Source organism: Kitasatospora sp. NPDC056651, from assembly GCF_042792155.1.
Classification (GTDB): domain Bacteria; phylum Actinomycetota; class Actinomycetes; order Streptomycetales; family Streptomycetaceae; genus Kitasatospora.
The window spans coordinates 1-18,984 of sequence record NZ_JBHTWX010000104.1; the positions used below are offsets into that span (position 1 = coordinate 1).

The 18,984-nt window shown below is 69.5% G+C and carries 16 protein-coding genes and 1 pseudogene; 12 read left to right on the plus strand and 5 right to left on the minus strand.

Translation table 11 applies throughout. From position 1 onward, the window contains the following. Positions 1-85: 85 nt before the first annotated feature. Positions 86-583 carry a DUF4265 domain-containing protein gene (locus ACFRAR_RS30575; RefSeq protein WP_380702047.1) on the minus strand — a complete coding sequence of 166 codons (498 nt, stop codon included), beginning with the start codon at positions 581-583 and terminating at the stop codon, positions 86-88. A 209-nt stretch (positions 584-792) separates the two neighbouring features. Between ACFRAR_RS30575 and ACFRAR_RS30580 the strand changes: the two genes are divergently transcribed. The 4 genes from ACFRAR_RS30580 (at position 793) to ACFRAR_RS30595 (ending at position 6,475) form a co-directional block, all read left to right on the plus strand. Beyond that, positions 793-1,383: a hypothetical protein gene (locus ACFRAR_RS30580; RefSeq protein WP_380702049.1), complete on the plus strand. Its 591-nt coding sequence runs from the start codon at positions 793-795 to the stop codon at positions 1,381-1,383. After that, positions 1,380-3,260 carry a TniQ family protein gene (locus tag ACFRAR_RS30585; protein WP_380702051.1) on the plus strand — a complete coding sequence of 627 codons (1,881 nt, stop codon included), beginning with the start codon at positions 1,380-1,382 and terminating at the stop codon, positions 3,258-3,260. The genes ACFRAR_RS30580 and ACFRAR_RS30585 overlap by 4 nt, the downstream gene beginning before the upstream one ends. Positions 3,261-3,534: 274 nt before the next feature. Continuing rightward, complete coding sequence (locus ACFRAR_RS30590) at positions 3,535-4,995, plus strand: hypothetical protein (RefSeq protein WP_380702053.1); 1,461 nt, start codon at positions 3,535-3,537, stop codon at positions 4,993-4,995. A gap of 136 nt (positions 4,996-5,131) precedes the next feature. Further along, a complete protein-coding gene (locus ACFRAR_RS30595; protein ID WP_380702097.1) occupies positions 5,132-6,475 on the plus strand; it encodes a cytochrome P450 in 1,344 nt (447 codons plus the stop codon). A 325-nt stretch (positions 6,476-6,800) separates the two neighbouring features. Here the strand turns inward: ACFRAR_RS30595 and ACFRAR_RS30600 are convergent, their stop codons facing one another. Next, complete coding sequence (locus ACFRAR_RS30600; RefSeq protein ID WP_380702055.1) at positions 6,801-7,433, minus strand: hypothetical protein; 633 nt, start codon at positions 7,431-7,433, stop codon at positions 6,801-6,803. A 280-nt stretch (positions 7,434-7,713) separates the two neighbouring features. Between ACFRAR_RS30600 and ACFRAR_RS30605 the strand changes: the two genes are divergently transcribed. Next, positions 7,714-8,127 (plus strand): hypothetical protein, encoded by a 414-nt coding sequence (locus ACFRAR_RS30605; protein ID WP_380702057.1) that lies wholly within the window; start codon positions 7,714-7,716, stop codon positions 8,125-8,127. Then, positions 8,072-8,635: a hypothetical protein gene (locus ACFRAR_RS30610; RefSeq protein WP_380702059.1), complete on the plus strand. Its 564-nt coding sequence runs from the start codon at positions 8,072-8,074 to the stop codon at positions 8,633-8,635. The genes ACFRAR_RS30605 and ACFRAR_RS30610 overlap by 56 nt, the downstream gene beginning before the upstream one ends. A 1,327-nt stretch (positions 8,636-9,962) precedes the next feature. On the opposite strand, the gene ACFRAR_RS30615 is transcribed toward ACFRAR_RS30610, so the two are convergent. Together ACFRAR_RS30615 and ACFRAR_RS30620 are read right to left on the minus strand one after the other, a co-directional pair. Beyond that, positions 9,963-10,604, minus strand: coding sequence for a TetR/AcrR family transcriptional regulator (locus tag ACFRAR_RS30615; RefSeq protein ID WP_380702061.1), 642 nt, complete (start codon positions 10,602-10,604; stop codon positions 9,963-9,965). 115 nt (positions 10,605-10,719) lie between these two features. Next, positions 10,720-11,595, minus strand: coding sequence for a pirin family protein (locus tag ACFRAR_RS30620; RefSeq protein ID WP_380702063.1), 876 nt, complete (start codon positions 11,593-11,595; stop codon positions 10,720-10,722). A 222-nt stretch (positions 11,596-11,817) separates the two neighbouring features. Here ACFRAR_RS30620 and ACFRAR_RS30625 point away from each other — a divergent pair, with 222 nt between their 5' ends. Both ACFRAR_RS30625 and ACFRAR_RS30630 read left to right on the plus strand, forming a co-directional pair. Next, a complete protein-coding gene (locus ACFRAR_RS30625; RefSeq protein WP_380702065.1) occupies positions 11,818-12,390 on the plus strand; it encodes an NADPH-dependent FMN reductase in 573 nt (190 codons plus the stop codon). A gap of 178 nt (positions 12,391-12,568) precedes the next feature. After that, positions 12,569-13,972, plus strand: a complete 1,404-nt coding sequence (locus ACFRAR_RS30630; RefSeq protein ID WP_380702067.1) for an MFS transporter — start codon at positions 12,569-12,571, stop codon at positions 13,970-13,972. A 255-nt stretch (positions 13,973-14,227) separates the two neighbouring features. Here the strand turns inward: ACFRAR_RS30630 and ACFRAR_RS30635 are convergent, their stop codons facing one another. Next, entirely contained in the window at positions 14,228-15,490 is a 1,263-nt protein-coding gene (locus ACFRAR_RS30635; protein WP_380702069.1) for an ISL3 family transposase, read from the minus strand. A 120-nt stretch (positions 15,491-15,610) separates the two neighbouring features. On the opposite strand from ACFRAR_RS30635, the pseudogene ACFRAR_RS30640 reads away from it, so the two are divergent. The 4 genes and pseudogenes from ACFRAR_RS30640 to ACFRAR_RS30655 form a co-directional block, all read left to right on the plus strand. After that, a pseudogene (locus ACFRAR_RS30640) lies at positions 15,611-16,012 on the plus strand (integrase core domain-containing protein); the annotation flags it as partial. A gap of 37 nt (positions 16,013-16,049) precedes the next feature. Next, the gene (locus ACFRAR_RS30645) at positions 16,050-16,616 is read left to right on the plus strand and encodes a hypothetical protein (protein ID WP_380702071.1); all 567 of its coding nucleotides are present in this window, start codon (positions 16,050-16,052) and stop codon (positions 16,614-16,616) included. Positions 16,617-16,962: 346 nt separating this feature from the next. Then, complete coding sequence (locus ACFRAR_RS30650; protein ID WP_380702073.1) at positions 16,963-17,313, plus strand: hypothetical protein; 351 nt, start codon at positions 16,963-16,965, stop codon at positions 17,311-17,313. Continuing rightward, a complete protein-coding gene (locus ACFRAR_RS30655) occupies positions 17,267-17,947 on the plus strand; it encodes a hypothetical protein (RefSeq protein WP_380702075.1) in 681 nt (226 codons plus the stop codon). Before ACFRAR_RS30650 ends, ACFRAR_RS30655 begins: the two co-directional genes overlap by 47 nt. Positions 17,948-18,984: the final 1,037 nt, after the last annotated feature.

Genomic DNA, 18,984 nt, shown 5'->3' on the forward strand with positions numbered 1-18,984 from the left:
CCCGGCCGCCTCCCGGCGGCCGGGCACCCGAGCTGTCGACGGTCAGCCAGTTCCCCACCCATGAGGCAGCCACGGTCTCTGGCGCTCAGTCGTCCTCGGTGCCTGCACTCGCGTCCCAGGCGGCAGTGACACATCCTTCTTCCCAGTGCCACCAGCCTTTCGCGTCACCATGTTCCAACAGCTTGCGGATCCGCGGGATGTCAGCCTCCGGTGGGATATCCAGCGCGACCATCCGGAACTGCTCGATGCCCTCGCCCGTCGTGCGGAGCCGATGAAAGGTCTCCAGCACGGTCTTCCTAGCCGCAGCTGAGCCTCCGTCCTTCAGCACGATCAACCGGATGGTGCAGTTCTCCGAGGCATCAACGGTGTCCCCGGCCCAGCGCAGGCCGTCGTCATCAACCTCCACCTGGATGACGTCGCCGCGGGCGACTCCACGCACGAACCAGGGAGTGTTATCAAGCCGCACCGTTCCGTCACCGAGGTCCACGGCCCACAGACTCTCGACGCTCGCAGGCGGCCAGCCGTCCTCATCCACCTCCATCCGGAAGTGGACCTTCACGTGGGCGTCGCTGATGTTCGTCACCGCGCCATCATTCACATGGACCAGCAAGGCCGGAAGCGCGGGGCCAGGGAACATCGCCAAGACGAGATGAACAGCAAAGAGCGTTGAGCCATCGTCGCGGACATGTAGTCTATGAATCGTCGCAGTTCAGAGCCGATGCCCGAGCTCCTGCGGTCGGTAAAATCGACGACATCACGAGGCTCAAGCTCCACCGCGAGGCAGACCAGGACGTGCTGGACCTGATCCGCGAGATGATGAGCATGCCGGTCACCCTGATCCTCGTCGGTGTCGGCATCCCGACCTCTGGCCTGCTGCGGGACGGCCGGCGCGACCCCGTCACCCGGCAGTGGGTCTTCCCGCCGGTCAAGGACCGCGGACGCAGCCCCAACGCCCACGCCGCCACCCAGCACGAACGCCGCTTCGAAATGATCGACCTCGACGCGTTCAGCTACGACACCCCCGCCCAGATCGAAGCCTGGACCGCACACCTGCGGGGCCTGGAGAGCTGTCTGCGGCTGCTGAACGACACCGACGGCATGCTCACCACCGGCGGCATGCCCGAGTACCTGTTCCGGCGCACCAACGGCGTCGTCGGCCTCCTGGAGAAGCTGATCCAGACCGGCTGCCGCCACGCCATCGAGACCCGGGCCGAGCACCTGACGGTCGACCTCCTGCAACGGTGCACGGTCAGCCCCACCGACCTGCCCGACCTGGACGCCGACTCCGGCGAACAACCGGAGATCCCCCAGATGCCGAAGAAGAAGCGCCCCGGTCGCAACACCGTCTTCGACGACGACGGCCCCACGGGGGCGGTGGGTTGACCGGCACGCCCCGCCCGCTGGCCCGCAGCCTGGCCCCGCTGCCCGACGAGTCACTGCCGGGCTTCCTGCTGCGGCTCGCCCACCGGCTGAACCGCACGCCGGCCCGGGTCGCCGTGCTCACCGGCATCGCCCCCTACCGGCTCGGCCACGCGGTCAAGCTCCCCGCACACCTGCTGGTCGCCCTGCGGCCGGAGGCCGCAGTCCGCTTCGCCGCCACAACGCGCCTGACCCCCAGCGAGGTCCGAGCACTCGGGCTGCGACCGCACCAGGTGACGTACCCACCGATCACGGACGCCGGGGAGCGTCCGGACGGCCGGTTCGGCTCCCATGTGTGGGCGTTCACCGCCGCCAGCCGCTTCTGCCCCCAGTGCCTGGCAGGTGACGGCACCGCGGTCCAGAGCGCGCACGGCGGCCCCTGGCGCCTGCCATGTCACCTGCCGGTCGTCTTCGCCTGCACCCGCCACCGGCGCCTGCTCGACCACCTCTGCCCGTGCTGCCGCCAACCCCTCAACGCGTCCGTCCAGGGCCGGGCGGCCCTGATCCTGCACCCGACCGGTCACGCACTGCACCCCGCCCAGTGCCGCAACCACGCCCCCGACGCCGGCACCCGCAAACCCAAGCCCGCCTGCGGCACCGACCTGACCACGACGGCTGCGGGCACCCGCGCGAGCGCGGACACTGACCTCGGCACCCTGCTCGATCTCCAGAGCAGGCTGCTGGCGCGACTGGTCTCGCCGGCCGCCGGAGAGTCGCTGTTCTTCCCGGACCTGATCGCCGTCAGCCAGATGATCACCATCTCGTGGCCGGCCGCCGTCGACAACCTCAGCCTTCCCGAGGTCGCGACCGACGCCCTCGACAAGCACATCCACGCCATCCGCCGCCGCACCGCCGACCGCCCCCACGGGGACAACGGCCGCATCGTCATCAGGCCGCCACCCGCAGCCGTCGCCTGCGCGAGCCTGCTCGCCATGAGCGAGTACCTGGTCAGCCACCCGGACCCGGCAGCCGCCCGCGACTGCGTCCAGATCCTGGCCCGCCGCGCCGTCGAACGCGACCGCACCCGCTTCGTCGGCATCATCCGGCGCGGACAGTTCTCCCTGCCACTCGCCCGCGCGCTTGCCGTCCAACGGGGCGGCTTCCACGCCACGGCCGGCGCCGGCACGTCCGCGTCCCTGCGCGTACCGACGCGCACCTGCCGCTTCACGGCCCAGGGGATCCCCCAGCTCCTGCCGAACGCCGCCTACGAGCGCCACCTGGCCCACTTCACTACCCGCCTCACCGTCGCCAGCCGCAACAACGCACGCCTGGTGCGGCGGGCCGCCACCCTCAAGCTCGCCGAGATGACCAGCGGCGGTACCTTCTCCGACAGCGCCCGTCTGCTCGGGATCCCGCGCGGGCACGCCCTCTCCGGGCTTCAACAGCTCCGATTGCGTACGGACGGCGAGGACACCTGGCAGCAGTTCCTTCTCGGGCTCGACGCGATCGCCGCCGAACTCGACGGCCAGGAACATCGCATCGACTACCAGCGCCGCCGAACGGTGCTTGAGGACTGGAACATCCCGCCGGCCCACTGGGCCCACCTCACCGATGGCCTGCCCACCCTCGACGCGGCTCCCGAACTGCGGATCTGCGCGTCGGTTCTGGTGTGGACTCAGGTCACCGAGGGCGACTACCTGTTCAGCCCACTGGTGCGGGACCGTGGCTGGGGCGGGCGACTGCCGGGTGGCCCGGACCTTGTCCGCGACCTGCCCCACCTCGCGGGCGCCCGCCGCGGCGCCAAGGCCTTCCTCCTTCCGCGCCTGGCCGCCTACACGCAGCAGACAGCCGCCGGGTGCGACGGCGGTGCACGGACCGGCGAACAACGGACGACCCCATGACCTCCCGGCCGCTGGTCCGCAGCCTGGCACCGCTACCGGAGGAGTCCGTGGCCGGCTACCTGCTGCGGTTGTCCTTCCGCCTCCACCGGTCCCCGGGCGGAACTGACGGGGCTCGGCCCGCAGAAGACCGAGCCACCTCAAGCAGTCGGGAAATGACCTAAATCACCGGTATTTCGGTTGGAGGCGATTGGCAGTGAGATTAGCGATGGCGCGTCTGGAAAGAACTCTCCCGAAGGTGCGTGGGATGCAACACCAACGCTGAGGACGACATCTCATGGGTACAGCAGGGCGCCTCCACGAACGAGGAGACTCCGCCGTCGCCACCGCTCTGTACGGGCCGGACCTCTTCCGGCCCGACGAGCTGACCGCAGTCCGCCTCGCCGCCGACATGCGACGCATTCCCGACCTCAGGAAGACCTGGAACCCGGCTATGGGACCCCGGCTGTTCGACAGCCGCAATCCGGTCGGCACCTACGACTCCCACATGAAGGGCATCCCCTTCGAGGAGAACCTGGCCAAGACCCGGGCCCTGAAGGACTTCCCCGACCTTCCCCTCGCCACGGACGCCCCACGCCGCCACGGCTTCGCTGCCCGCGGCACGGCACTGCTGCGGGCCATGACCGAAGCGATCCCGGTACCCGACACCCCTTTCTGGCACGCAGTGGCCGAACAGACCTACGGGTACGCCTGGTGCCTCATCGACAACAACCGTCTGTGCCAAGCGTGCGTGCGCGGATCCTGTTCCGTCAGCCTGTTCGACTCCTTCGCCGACTACTACCACTTCGCCGAACAGATGCCCGAAACCCTCGACATCTGCGCACAACGCGTCGTGGAGTACATCAACCACGTCCACCACGACCACGCAGCCGACGGCCAGGAACGCAAAATCATGGACGCCTGGCTGGCGTCAACCCAAGCCATCTACGCCGACGTCCTCCACCCCAAGGCCGAGCAGCTTCGTCTCCCCGACGACGAACTCCGCACCATCCGATACCGCGTGATCAACGCCGCGATCCGGGCGTTGACCCTCCAAGCCCGCCACGAGCAGGGGCCACTCACCGGGGACGACAACACCATCGACGCGGTCGCGCTGGCCGCTGTGGTGACGCACGATGCCTGTGACCGCCGCCACGACAACATCGCCAACGAGTACTACAACACCCTCACCTTCACCGCCGCCCACACCGGCGTGGAAAGTGTCGACATGGTCCGCCGGTTCTGTACCGATGTCTGGGCGTGGGCCATCGACCAAGGTGCCGACTGGGCCCTGCACATCGCGGGCCGGCTGCTGGTCTGGCAGGTCTACATGGCCCGCTACCAGGCCGACGTCCTCCTCGACCACCTGACCGCCCCCGCCCGCCGAGAGACAGCCAAGGTCGACCCCTACGGCGACCCCGTACTCAACACCCTCAACCCTCTGCCGCCCAGCCCCACCCCCGACGACTACGACCTGCGCTCGCGCTGCCAGGACAAAGCCCGCTACGACCACCTGCTCCACGCCTGCCTGGCCCACTTCCGGACCTGCCCCGGCTGCCGCGGCTACGACACCTTCACCTGGCAGCAGCGAGTCCCCCTCATCGAGGCGGCCTACCGCACCAAGTACACCGACTGCCGCTGCCTGAACACCCTCGGCACCTACTCGATCCTCGCCTCGCTCGATCACCTCTGGTGGGCGGCAGACCCCTCGTCCCGCTACACCGGACCGACTGGCGAATGGTCCCCCTTGCTCTGCTGAACCCCTCTTGCCGGATATGACCGGACCACCGGTATTCGGCGTGTTTGAGTCCAGCCCTGGCGTGCTTGTACGGCGTCTGCCAGGGGTACGTAGCGGGCCGGAGATCACGTCGTCCGACGTTGTTGGAGCGCGAATGATGGATCGATCGAGGGTGCTTGATGCCCCCGGTGCCCTTCCGCTGGTGGGGCACGCGTGGGAGCTGTGGCGCCGGCCGCTGGCGTTCCTGTCCTCCCTGGCGGGAACGTGTGACGTGGCCGTACTGCGGCTGGGACCCCAGCGGGCGCATCTCCTGGTCAGTCCCGAGGCGGTGTGGGAAGTCCTGGTGACCCGCAATCAAGACTTCAACAAGGGGGCCCTGTTCGAAAAAGGCAAGGCGGTCACCGGGAACAGCATCGTCGCTTCGGAGGGGGACTTCCACAAACGTCAACGGAGGTTGTTGCGGCCGGCGTTCTCGGCTTTGCGGTTCGGCGTCTACACCGAACTCATCCGCGACGTCGCGCAGGACATGTCGGCGCGGTGGCACAGCGGCCGCACCATCGCGGTCGACCAGGAGATGTTCAGGATCAGCGCCGCGGCGGTGATGGTGTGTCTGTTCTCTGCGCCGGGGCTGGCGGAGGAGGCCGCCGCGGTGGCGATGCGGTCGATGCCGACGGTGGCCACTGGTGTCGCCATGCGGGCTCTGTTCCCCTCGCAGGTGCCGTTCCGGCTCCCACTGCCTGCCAACCGGCGCTACGAGCGGTCGCTGCGCGACATGCACGTGGTGATCGACCGGATCATCGCCGACTACCGTGCCACCGGGGTTCGCCACGGCGACCTGCTGTCCATGCTGCTGGACGCCCAGGACGAGGAGAGCGGAGAGCGGATGACGGACGCCCAGATCCACGACGAGTGCGCCGGGCTGCTCGCGGTCGGATCCGAGACCACCGCCCGCACGCTGGCCTGGATGTTCCACATCCTGGGATCCCGTCCGCAGGTCGCGGCGAAGGTACGGGCCGAACTCGACGACGCCCTCGGCGACGGCCCGGTGACGTACGAGGCCATCACCCGCCTCGACTATCTGCCCCGACTGGTCAACGAGGTGCTGCGGTTCCACTCGCCGGCGTTCCTGTTCACCCGCTCCCCGCACACCGACCTCGACCTGGGCGGGCACCATGTCCCGGCGGGGACGCTGATGCTGTGGAGCCCCTACGTCCTGCACCACAACCCGGCATTCTTCCCCGCGCCCGAGCGGTTCGACCCGGACCGCTGGATCGAGCCCACCGTCGAAGCGAAACGCGCCTTCCTGCCCTTCGGCGCCGGCCCGCACCGCTGCATCGGCTCCGCGTTCGCCGTCAACGAGATCATCACGATCCTCGCCACCGTGACCCGCCGCTGGCACCTGACCCCGGCCGCCGCCGGGCCGGTGCGCTCCACCGCACTGGCCATCCACTTTCCCACCCGCCTGCCCATGGCCCCCGTCCCCGTCACCGCCGCGAGCTAGCCACGCCCCCCGTCTCTCGACCGGTCGGCTCGCCGCGAGGTGGCGGACCGACCGGCCTCGGTACGCCGGACAGGTCTGCGGCCACAGGGCCGGTAGTACCTTCGCTCCTTCGAACTGTTGCTGTCCTGCTGAACACCGTGGGCCGGACCTCCGGCTGGGCAGGACGGCTGCCGGGACCCGCAGACGCTGCGGGTCGAAGGCGACGCGGCGTCCTCGGCGTTGATCACCGGCGAGAACCACCGGGCCCCGTGAACCGGATCGGTCCTCACGGCCCGGACCCGAAAGTCCGGGCCCGGGGGCGCCGTGCGTACCGGGGGCGGAGGTGTCAGGGGTTCGGGTGGGTGCCGTGCTCGGGGTGTGTGGTGTTGTCGATCGGGAGGCCGTCGATGCGCGGGATGTCCGCCCAGATGTGGACGTTCCTGATGTCGGTGGTGGCGGTGGCGGTTCCCCCGGTCAGGGTGAAGGTGAAGGTCTCGCCCGGTTCGATCGCCTTGCGGGCCGACCAGGGCGCGGCGCGCAGTTCGACGCGCAGTCCGCGGTCGTGCGGTTTCGCGGAGACCACCTCGGGTGTGATCGGGTGGCCGGTGGCGTTCACCGGGCCGCCGAGCTCCGGAGGAAGGACGAGGGACAGCCGCCAGTTCGCCGGGATGGTCCTGCCGTGAGCGGGGTTGGACACGGTGACGGCGGCTTCGAAGTAGCCCACGTCTCGGCGCCGCGTGCGAAGGGCCAGGCTCGGCCTGGTCCGGTCGTGTCGGCGCCGGGGGACGGCCTTGACGAAGACCCACCTCATCCGCGGGTCTTCCGGGTCGAACACGGCGGCGTCCACGAGTGTGTCCACGTTCGTCGTCAGGAATCCCTGTGCTCCCCGGCTGACGACGTACGTGCCGTCGTCCTGGCGCGTCCATGCGAACGACGTGCCCGGCACGTCCAGGGTCACGGCGACCGCGGGCGGCTTCACGCGCAGGTACGCCCCCCCACAGCACAGCACCCATGGGGGGACGAAGGCCGAAACCCGCGCAGGATGCCGGAGTTCCCCCGAACCGGCCGACCCGGACCAGACGACGCCGAGCATGCGAGCCCGGGCCGGGCCGTAGGCGGAAGCACCTCGCCAGGGCCGTCGCTGCGATCGACTGGGAACACGCGTAGGCCGAACGGGTGATACCGGGCGGTACGGCGAACGCGAACGGTGCGGCTCTTTAGGCTCTCGTGACGTTCATACGACAAAGGGGAGGGCTCGCATGGCGAAGACGGGACCCGGGGACGGCGTGGTGGGGATCATCACCACCGTCGCGGGCGGCGGGCGATACGACTTCAACGACAACGGTGACGGCGGGCCCGCGACACAAACGACGTTCAGCTTCCCGACGGGGGTGGCGGTGGACCCGCACGGCAACCTGTACATCTCCGAATGGGGGAGCAGCCGGGTGCGCATGGTGTCGGCCGGCGACGGGATCATCACCACCGTCGCGGGAAGCGGGAAGGGCGGGGGCCTCGGTGACGGCGGTCCCGCCACCCGTGCGTCGCTGTATCAGCCGCGGGGGGTGGCGGTGGACGCGCGCGGCAACCTCTACATCGCCGACACCGAGAAACCATCTGGTGCGCAAGGTGTCCGCCGTCGACCGGACCATCACCACCGTCGCGGGCACCGGTGAGGAGGGCACCAAGGGGGACGGCGGCCCCGCCACCAAAGCACAGCTGCGCAACCCGAACAAGGTGGCCGTGGACGCGCAGGACAACCTCTACATCGTCGACGCCTTCACCGTACGGAAGGTGACGTTCACCGCACCGAAACCCACACCCGCACCGGCCCCCAGCGCGTCGAAGACCCGCGCGAACCTCTCCGGGCAGGCGTCCTGCGACAACCAGAAGGTCGCACCCGGCGCCGCCTTCAACAAGCGCCTCACGGTGACCGCCAGGAGCACCGACGACGGCTCACTGCTCGCGGGCATTCCGGTGCTGTTCACCGTCTCCGGCGGCACCGACTCCCACTTCCCCGACGGTGCCGCGACCGCAGAGGCGGTCACCAACGCCCAGGGCACGGCGAAGGCCCCCCAACTCACCGCGGGCCCCACCCCGGGCACGGTCACCATCGCCGTGGAGGCCCACCGCAACCCTGGCAGCAACCCGGCCCGCTACCAGGCCCAGATCACCCCGGCTTGACCGAGACCCGCCCCTGATGGGCCCGGACCGCCCGGACCCACCAGGGCTGCCAGCCCCGATCGCCGGTGCATCAGCAGGGAGCTGCCACTGCCCTGGAAGCCACCGGCCACCACCACGTGTTCTCCCCAGGACAACCGCCAGCGCGTCAGGGAATATCGCACGATCGGAATGACGCTCCCCGTCAGTCGACGGAGCACGAGCGCCGTGTCGTTGCGCTCACCGGAGGTGCTGGCCCACACGACCCTGGCCTCCGCAGTGCGGTGCCGGCCCTTCGCGGCCGTCACTCGAAACGAGCCGCACCCATCTGAATTGACCGAGGGCGCTGTCGGTGGGTCGGCCAGCGGTGACAGATGTCGGCGCTATATGTCAGCTAAAGGCATCAACAACAGGGACTGCGACTACTGGCTGTAGATGTCACTCGTGGCACCCCGTGACCTGGGCTGGTGTCAGTTCGGTTCGGGATGGCTGCGGCCGGGCTGCAGAGTCTTGTTGTCACCTGCGTACAGGGTCGCGCCTCGGTGGGGCGAACATTTGTGCGTCGAATTCTCGGAAACCCATCTTCTGGGAGGGATCTTCGCCGTAGGTGCTCCCGCATGATCAAATCGCGACGGAGAGCGAGGGGGCGTGTCCTCGACGCTATCTGGGTGGGTCCCGGGTCGGGGGTGCAGATGCGTGGACCGGCTTGTGGTCCGATGTCTGTGACCTGGGCGACCTTGCCCGCCTCCGCACGGGATTCGACGCCTACAGGAAGACGCTCAACCTCGCGGCCGGCTGGAGCGACCGCTGGACCGCTACGTGGCGCTTCGGCCGTACGCCGGTCACCTGTTCGGTGCGGAATCTCGCCGAGGTCGAGGCGGTCCAGAGTCAGCCGGTTCGCCGCTTCACGTGGCGGACGGGCCAGTGGCACAGGCCCGGCTCGGCCTCCAGAACCAGCTGCTACAGGCCACCGCGTCGGGACCGCTCACGTTCGGCGAGCTGGTCGAGCAGTGCAGCTACCCGGGGATCGCCCGGGCTCACGCTCTCCGCATGACGTCGTTGAGTGAGGCCGAGAGCGCCTATCCCCGGACTCAAAGTCTTCGTCGGCTCGTGACTGATCGCGATGGTTGCCCGCAGGCGAACCTTTGACCTTCATCCTGCGGGACAGTGCAGTGGTCGACGGGCGGCCGGCTACCCGCGCGGACCTTCGCCGAGCGCCTTTCGCCTTCAGCTGCGGTGACAACCTGCGGCCCGCTCGCCGGACGGACGGCGGCTGTGCGTCCGGGCGGGCGAGCGGCCGGCCGACGGCGCCGTCGGAGCCGGTCGGCCGGGTGGTCTGGCCCGCTTCGGCTCATCGGCCGTAGTGGCTGAGGAACATGTCGACGCCGCCGGTGATCAGGCGGTCGGTGAGCTCGGTGTCGGGGGCGTTGTCGTAGCCGCTGTACACCAGGTGTGGGGAGAGGACCAGGCCCGATAGTTGCAGGACCGCGAGGTCGATGTCGGGGATGTCCAGCAGACCGCGTTCGACCAGGCGGTGCAGCGCGGCGCCGAGTGTGGTGTGGAAGCGGCCGGGGCCGTGTTCCTGCCATGCCTTTCCGAGTTGCGGGAAGCGGCGTACCTCCCCGGCGGCGAGGTTGCGCAGGGCCAGGACTTGGGGGTCGGCGAGGCCGGCGACCCATGCCTGGCAGGCCGCGATGAGGTCGGCGCGTACGTCGTCGGAGGCACCGAGGGCGTCGACGACCGCCAGGCGGCTGGCGGTGTCGAGTGCTTCCTCCAGGGCCTGTCCGATGACGGCCGTGAAGAGGGTGTCCTTGCAATCGAAGTGGTTGTAAACGGTCATCTTCGACACGCCCGCCTCGCGTGCGATCAGGTCCATTCCCGCGCCGAAGCCTTCGCGGAGGAAGACCTCCCGGGCAGCGGCGATGATGTCCCGGCGCTTGCGCTCCGCGCGTTCTCCGGAAGGAGTGCGGCCGACGGCGGGTTGTGCGGTCATGGGGGTCCTCCGGTGGATCGGAAGGCGGGCCGACTGCTCCCACCAGCTCGTGAACTATACCTGCGGGTACAGGTCCCCGGGCCCGGGCGCGTGCCCCCCGGGCCCGGGGCCGGTCTCACCTGGCGAGGAATCCCATCCGTCCGGCGGCGTAGTCGGCGTACGCCTGGGCGATCTCGTCCTTGGCGTTCATCACGAACGGGCCGCTGCGCACCACGGGCTCGCCGATCGGCTCGCCGGTGAGGAAGAGCACGTCGGCGCCGGCCGGGCCGCCGGTGAGGTTCACGGCGTCGCCGTCGTCGGCGAGCACGCCCAGGTGGCCGTCCGGGAGTTCGGTCCCGGAGGCGTTCGCGCTGCCCGCGAGGACGTAGACGGCCGCGTTGTGGCCCTGTGCGATGGGCAGTCTGACGGTCGATTGCGGGGCCAGCGTGGCATGCGCGACGAGTACCGGCACGTGGGTGTCGAAGGGGCCGGTGACGCCGTGTGTGCGGCCCGCGATCACCTTCAGCCGGGAGCCGTCCTCGATGCGGACGACCGGGATTGCGTCGGCGCCGTGGTTCTGGGTGCGCGGCGCGATGCCCTTGAGCCGCGAGGGGAGGTTGACCCAGATCTGCAGGTTGTGCTGGCGGCCGCCGGAGGCGAGGAAGTCGGCGGTGGGCATCGCGGAGTGGACGATGCCGCTGCCCGCGGTCAGCCACTGGACGGCGCCGGGCGGGACGACGCCGCGGTGTCCCTCGGAGTCGGCGTACTCGATGTCCCCCTCGAGTACGTAGGCGATCGTCTCGAAGCCGCGGTGGGGGTGCGGCGGTGTGCCCTTCGCCTCGCCGCGGGCGAGCTGCACCGGACCCACCTGGTCGACCATCAGGAACGGGTCGAGGAAGGCCAGGTCGGGGGTGGGGAAGGGGCGGCGGACCGGGAACCCCTCGCCCTCGCGGGTGTGGATCGGGCTGACGACGGTGGCGACCGAGCGGGTGGTGGTGGTCGGGGTGTTCATCGCTCTCCTTCGATGGCGACGGCTATGGCTGGCGTGCCCGTGCCCAGGCGGCCTGCGGGTACTGCGGTGGGGCAGCGTCTTCGCATTTCTGTACTGTACTGTACAGTCCATGAAGCTGGGTCACTCCGGCCCAACCGCCCCCCGGCCGAGCCCGAACCGCGCCTGAACGACACCGGCTTTTGCGCCGGCCACCCATTGATATTGATGAAAGAGCACATCACCATGTCCGAGCTGAAGATCCTCGCCATCTCCGGGAGCCTGCGCACCCAGTCGCACAACTCGGCCCTGCTGCGCGCCGCCCAGAAGTTCGCTCCCGACGGGTTCGCCGTCGAGATCTACGAAGCACTGCGCGAGATCCCCCCGTACGACCAGGACCAGGACACCGACACCCCGCCCGCCGCGGTCGCCGAGCTGCGCCGCCGCATCACCGAAGCGGACGGCCTGCTGATCGCCACCCCCGAGTACAACTACGGCATCCCCGGCGTCCTCAAGAACGCCCTGGACTGGGCCAGCCGGCCCAGCGGCCACTCCTCCCTCAACCGCAAGCCCATCGCGCTGGCGGGCACCGCGATGAGCAACTTCGGCACCGTGCGCGCCCAGCTCGCGCTGCGCCAGATGTTCCTGTGGACCGACTCGCAGCTCGTGACCAAGCCCGAAGTCCACGTCTTCCGCTCCCAGGACCGCTTCGACCAGGCCGGCAACCTCACCGACGAGGCAACCATCAGCCTGCTGCAGGACCTCCTCCTGGCCCTCGGCAACAAGATCCGCTCGTCGCGGACCCACGCCGCCGCCTGATCGACGCGAACACGCTCCGGCGCGGGCCCACCTCAACCCCCGCCACCCCGCGCCGGAGCCTCGCCCCGAGACAACCGGAGATGCGGTGGACTCCCTCACACCCCACCCCAGCCCGTCCGCCGAAACCCCCCACCCCGCCACCGGGGCCACCGCCTCGGCACACACCCCACCGAACCCGGTGCACCCAACCACCACACGCCGACGCTTCGCCCTACTCGCCACCATCCAGGTACTGGTCAACGCCTGCGTGACCATCACCTCCGCCGCCGGACCCGCGATCGAACGCGGCCTCGACCTCACCCGCACCCAACTCGTCCTCGCCAGCTCCGCATACGGCCTCGCCTTCAGCGGCCTGCTGCTCCTGGGCGGCCGACTGGCCAACCTGACCAACCAACGCCGCACCTTCGCCCTGGGCACCGGCACAATCGCCCTCGGCTCCGCCGTCGCCGCCGCCTCCACCACGGCGCCCGTGCTGATCGCCGCTCGCTTCATAGCGGGCTGCGGAGCCGCACTCGCCGCACCGGCCGCGATGGCACTACTGGGAGCCGTCTTCCCCGACCCCCCGCGCAGAGCACGGGCGATCACCGTCTGGGGCTCACTCGGCGGCATCGGCGCCGCCCTCGGCATCCTGATCAGCGGCGTGATGGTGACCCTGCTCACCTGGCGCTGGGTCTTCACCGTCCTCGCCGCCGTGGCCTTCGTCGTCGTACTGGCCGCGCCGCGCCTGCTGCCCCGTGGGGCCACGCCATCACCGGGACGTGTCGACGTCGCTGGGGCCGTGCTCGCGCCCGCCGGACTCTGCGCGCTCGGCTACGGCCTCGCCATGGCCGGCCCCCACGGATGGAGCGCGCCCGGCGTCCTGCTCCCACTGGGATCAGGCGTTCTGCTGCTCGCCGCCTTCGCCGTCGTCGAGACCGTGATCGCCCACCCGCTGCTGCCACCACGGCTGCTCGCATCCACCGCCCGCGTCGCCGCCCTGCTGACAACCATGCTCGGCCCGGCCAGCGGCGCCACCACCGCCTTCCTCCTCTCCCTCTACTTCCAGCAGGTACGCGGCTGGTCACCGCTGGCGACCGCCGCCGCCTACCTGCCGTACACCGTCGTCCTCTCGGCGACCGGCCTGCTCTCCGGGCGCCTCGTCGAACGGTTCGGCGCCCGCAAGATCGCACCAGTCGGGCTCCTGGTCATCTCAGCGGGATTGGCGCTGATCAGCCGCCTCACCCCGGCAGGGCCGCTGGGCACACCGCTCCTCGCCGGCCTGCTGGTCCTGCCATTCGGCATCGGACTGACCATCCCCTCCGCCGTGACAACAGCGGTGGAGGGGATCCCCCAGCGGCAAGCCGGCCTGGCAGCCGGCGTCGTGAACACCGCCATGCTCACCGGCCCCAGCATGGGCATAGCTGTGCTGGCCTCGCTCGCCGACAGTCGCACCGCCGCCCTCACCCATGCGGGCCGCATCCCCTCGGCCGCCGCGGTCGGCGGTTACACGCACGCCTTCGCCGTCGCGGCCACCGCATTCCTTCTGGCCGCGGCACTCACCGCCGCAGGTTCGCGGGCACGCAGGCCGAAACGACTGGGTTAGCTGGCGGGATGCCCACGACCTGTCAGGACAGTCAGCGTGGGCTCGAGACTGCCGAGAGGTCCAGTAGGAAGGCGCAGAAGAGGTCGCGGTCCAAGCCGGTCGGAGCCGTCAGAGAAGCGTCGCCAGCTGATCTTGGTGACAACTATCGCCGGTATGTGTCAACTAGCCTCAATACCAGTGACTTAAGAGTCCCAGGCTCGTGGAACTTTGCCCGGAGGGTTAAATTGGGCTCTTCTGCTGGACCTGTGGGTGTGATCAGGCGAGTTGGCGGCGGGGCAGGGTGGGTCGGCTGCCGCCGAGGCAGAGCATGACGAGGGCGATGACGGCGTCGGCGGTGCGGAAGCCGAAGCCGCGTCGGATGATCAGGCGTGTCTTGGTGTTGGTAGCCTCGATCAGGCCGTTGCTCAACTGCTCGGCGATGGCGGCCGTGATGGCGTCGTAGTGCCGCTTGATCTTCCACCGCAGGCCCAGGAAGGCGGGGATGCGGCAGCGCTGGGCCCAGACAAGCCGGCGGTCCAGGGCGGCGACGGCGGCCGCCAGCCCCTCGGCCTTCGCGATGCGGTAGACGGTGCGCAGGCCTTCCTTGAGCAGGTAGGCGCGGTGCAGACGGGGGTCGTTGGCGGCGATCCAAGCGAGCTTGGCGCTCTGGCGCCCGGTGAGGTCTTCAGGGTTCTTCCACAGCGCGTGCCGGGAATGCTTGAGCCGCCGGGCCAGTTCGGGGTCGGCGCCCTCGCGCCTGGCCCGGTTCCAGCTCGACCGGCGCTCCTCGTCCAGCGCCTCGGTGGCCCAGGCCACCACGTGGAACGGATCCATGGCCCGCACCGCGTTCGGGGCGCGCTCCGCGACGACGTCGGCAATCCACTCCGCGCCGTCCGCGCTGATGTGCGTCAGCCGGTGGGACCGTTGCTCACCGAGGGCGTCGAAGAACAAGCGCAGAACGTCCTTGCCGTGGCCGTCGGACATCCAGACGACGTGCCTGCTGTCGTGGTCGACCACGACGGTCACGTACTTCTGTCCCTTGCGGTAGGAGATCTCGTCGATGCCGATCCGACACAGGGACGCGAGGCGGTCGATCCCGGCGTCGGCATCGCGCTGGTAACGGGTGAGGATGGAGCCCACGGTGCGCCAGGCGATCCGCATCAGCTGCGCGGTCGCCGACTTCGAGCACTCGGTGGCCAGCCAGGCGACCTGCCGGTCGAAGTCGTATGTGTGTCCGGCATCGTGTCGGGCCCAGGGCACCGCGGCCACCACCACCCCGTGGCGCGGGCAGCACACGCGCGGGGCGTCGGCCTCCAGGAACAGCGGCAACCCGGCCGCGTCCAGGTGCCGCCAGCGTCGACGGCCGGCCCCGGCGTCGAACCGAGGGCAACGGCTGCGGCAGATCCCGCAGCGGCGACGCGCCCGGGACCGCGGACGCACCGCGACCACCATGACCTGTGCTTCCTCGTCGAACCAGGCGTCTTCCGGCACCGCCTGCTCGCATCCGACCAACCGCTTCAATACCGTGGTGAACCGCACGCCGCTTCTCCTGCGCGCTCGATCTCGGGCTTCGACACCTCAAGATCTGCACAGGGAGCGGCGTGCACTGCGTCAGGCTCTCCGAAGCGACCCACAGATGGAGCAGAAGAGCCCCAAAAGGTCTCCCAACTGCTGATCGACCTCGGTGTCACCCGAAGCCACTCCAGGCCCAAGGTCTCCAACGACAATCCGTACAGCGAGGCCCAGTTCAAGACCACCAAGTACATGGCCGACTTCCCACAGCGGTTCGATTCCCTGGCCCATGCCCGGGAATGGTTCGACGCTTTCATCTCGTACTACAACCACGAGCACCGGCATTCGGGAATCGGCCTTCACACACCTGCCAGCGTGCACTTCGGCACCGTCGAGGAGGTCCGCGAGCAGCGGGCCGTCACCCTCGCCGAGGCATACGCCCGGCATCCCGAACGCTTCGGCCGTCGTCCCCGACCGCCCGAGATACCGCAGACGGCCTGGATCAATGACCCGGCCAAGCGCAGGGAACCCGCACCACAAACCTCATAGCGTCACAACTGTCTCACTGGACTTGAAATCTTCCGAGGTGACCGTCTACCTCGCCTGCAACGAGGCGCCTCTGGCGATCAAGAAGGACATCCGCGACGCCATCATCGAGGAGACTCTCGACCGTGTGCGGGCCGGCGAGTGGGGAACCCGGGTCACCCGGCTGGAGCAGTCTTGGGCGGCGACTCCCTGGCTGGACCTCGCCGTCCGGGTATTCAACGAGTCCAACCCGCTGGTGGCCGGTCCTCATGTGGTCGTGGAGAACGGCTTCGATCTGGGCAACCACCTTCGGGACGTCGAGGCCGAGGTCCTGAAAGTGCTGTCCGACGAGCAGAAGATCAAGCAGGCCGAAGCCCGGCCGACGATCCTGCTCGTCGACGCGGCCCGAACCGGAAACGCCTGGATGAGGCCAGAGCAGATCTGGGCTCGTCGTCTGGCCGACCTGCTGCCGCAGGACACCCCCTTCGTCGGCGTCGCGGTGATGATCCCGAGGTTGGACAGGGCGGATGCTCCGATCTCCATCGCCCTGCGGGGGAACGCTCCGGCCGAGGACCTGGACGCCGCCAAGAAACTGGCGGTCGACCTCGGACTGGAGCTGAACGAGTAACGGCTTGGCTGGCCGAGTCTCAGCGGGCCCGGACGGGCTGAGAGCCGATCGACGTGACGGTGCCGCGTCGGTCGGCTTTCTCGCGGAGCGCGATGTTGTCGGCGTGCAGAGCCGCGATGACCGTGGCGGCTGCGTCGAGCCGACGTCCGAGGGTCTTGTTCTCGTGGCTGAGCTCTCTGAGTCTGCGTCGTAGCTCGGTGTTGCGTTTGGATTCTCCGGGGGTCCGCGCCCCGGCCCTTTCCTCGCGTACGTGTACGCGAGGAAGAAATCACCCGGACGGGCGGCGCTGCCACAGGCCCGGCCGAATCCCCGCCGGGCCGTCTCCGCGCTCACTACGCTCGGCGGCGTGACCACCACCGCGGCCGCCCGGCGGCCCATCACCGAGCTGCCCGCCAGCCCCTCCTCCATCGGCCTGACCTACGGGCTGGAGACGCCGCTGCGCAGCCACGCCCACGACCGCACGATCGAGCGGTGGACCGTCAGCGCCCGGCTCGGGGAGCACCTCGACCTGGAGCACATCCCCGTGTGCACCGCCTGCCTCGACCGCCAGGCCCGCGTGCAGCTGGCCGGCGCCGACGAGGACGACGGCTGCCCGCACCGGCTCCGGGTCGGCGAGTTCGTCTTCTACAAGGTCCGCTGGGGGGGCGGGCATGAACCCGTTCTGGGCGATGGAGGAGGAGACCCAGGACCTCTATGAGATCGCCGAGGCGATCTTCAACGGCCAGAAGAACGACTACAGCGAGGAGTTCACCGACCTGGTCGAGATGCACGTCGGCGGCAGCGACCTCCTGGTCCTCGACCGCGCCGAGCTCACCGATCCGTGGCGCGGCTTCGAACACTGCCTCATCCCCAGTCCACGCGTTGGAGTCCTGCACCCGCTCGCTCGCTCGCCCGGCACGGCCGCGCCCAGGAGGCGTTCGACCTGCTACTGCCCCACGTCGACGACGCCTCCCTCGCCCGGGCGCTGGTCGACGTCGCCGCTGTCGCCGGCCGAGAGAACGGGGCAGCCGAGCTGCTCGACGCCGGCCTTGCCGGGCGGCCCGTCCATCGAGCCGATCGCGCTCGGGTGCTCAGGGTCGGTAAAGCGCGCCGTCGCCACCACCGAGGCCGCCCTGGAGTCATTGACCACCCCGGGCGCCGCGCTCGTGAAGGTCGCCGACAAGCTGCTCACCACCATCGCCCACGCCTTCGGGGACAGCGAGTCCTGGTACACCACAGCCACCGGTGTCCTCGTGCGCGACCAGCGGACGACGTTCCTCCCCGGCGGGCCGCTCTACGAGTGGGCGAAGAGAAACAGCATCGAGGTCGTGGACCGGCAAGCCACCCGATAGCCCTGCCCCCGCGGCCCACCGTCCGACCCCGGGCAGGCCAGCCACCCAACCCGCCGCAGGTTGCCGTCGCACCCCAGCAGGGAGCCGGTCGCACCGCGAACCCACGACTTCTGCTGGCGCGCCTCAGAATGCCGCAGTCCGCCATCGACCACATGCAGGCACTGGACTCCTCCCGTCCCGATATTCCGACGGAATACCAGAACGGGAGGAACACGGTCAGCTGCCCGATCCACCGAGGACTGCCCCGCTTCCTGAGCTGTACGGACGAAGGTCTGCGATTCGCAGCTCAGTGGCCGTCTACAGCCGGACGTCGCGACGGATTCGATGATCGGAAGCCGGATGACCCCGGACGCCCTGCGCTGGTCGTCCGGGTGGAGTCGTCCCGGCGCAGGTCAGCGACTGATCGCCGGTGAAGGGTACTTGGGCCTTCCAGGAGATCACCCCGGCCAGGCCGTCACCCCGCCGCGGAAGGCGAACGGGATCTGCCCGCCGGAAGTCCGCACAGCACGGGAACGTGCCCGACACGAGCCTTCCTCCGGGCGCATACCGGTCGAGCACGTCCTCGCCGACCACAAGCGCTGGAAGGGCCTGGCCCGCTGGACCCGCCGGCGCGGCGCACTCCCGAGTACGTGCCTCGCCGTTGCCGGACTTGTCTCCGACCGCACCACCGTCTGAACAAGGCCGCAGCTCAGACCGGCACATCCCCTCCGCAATCACGTACCAGCTCGTTAGCCGAGCGCAGCCGGAACGCAACCGGATCCCGACAGACTGTGGCTCCCGCGATCAAGGCACCGCCGGAGCGCCGACGTGTTCAGGCAGGGCAAGCAGGCAGGGCAGGCAGGCAGGAAGGGCGGGGCCGGATCGGGGGTCCAGAAAATTTCGAAGACCTAGGATGACATGCGAATGAACCGTCAAAAACCTCCCGTTGTTTCATTTCTGACCCTGTGGCGAATCCTGTCACTGGGTCTCGTCACAGCCTTGATGGGCGGCTTCCTTGTGGGCCTGGCAGCCCAGCCCGCGCATGCGGTTGTCCCCGG

Excerpts from the sequence above, each read along its gene's own strand:
- ACFRAR_RS30655 (WP_380702075.1), top strand. The coding sequence starts at position 17,267 with ATGAACCCGTTCTGGGCGATGGAGGAGGAGACCCAGGACCTCTATGAG.
- ACFRAR_RS30615 (WP_380702061.1), bottom strand. The coding sequence starts at position 10,604 with ATGACCGCACAACCCGCCGTCGGCCGCACTCCTTCCGGAGAACGCGCG.
- ACFRAR_RS30595 (WP_380702097.1), top strand. The coding sequence starts at position 5,132 with ATGGATCGATCGAGGGTGCTTGATGCCCCCGGTGCCCTTCCGCTGGTG.
- ACFRAR_RS30590 (WP_380702053.1), top strand. The coding sequence starts at position 3,535 with ATGGGTACAGCAGGGCGCCTCCACGAACGAGGAGACTCCGCCGTCGCC.
- ACFRAR_RS30605 (WP_380702057.1), top strand. The coding sequence starts at position 7,714 with ATGGCGAAGACGGGACCCGGGGACGGCGTGGTGGGGATCATCACCACC.
- ACFRAR_RS30620 (WP_380702063.1), bottom strand. The coding sequence starts at position 11,595 with ATGAACACCCCGACCACCACCACCCGCTCGGTCGCCACCGTCGTCAGC.
- ACFRAR_RS30625 (WP_380702065.1), top strand. The coding sequence starts at position 11,818 with ATGTCCGAGCTGAAGATCCTCGCCATCTCCGGGAGCCTGCGCACCCAG.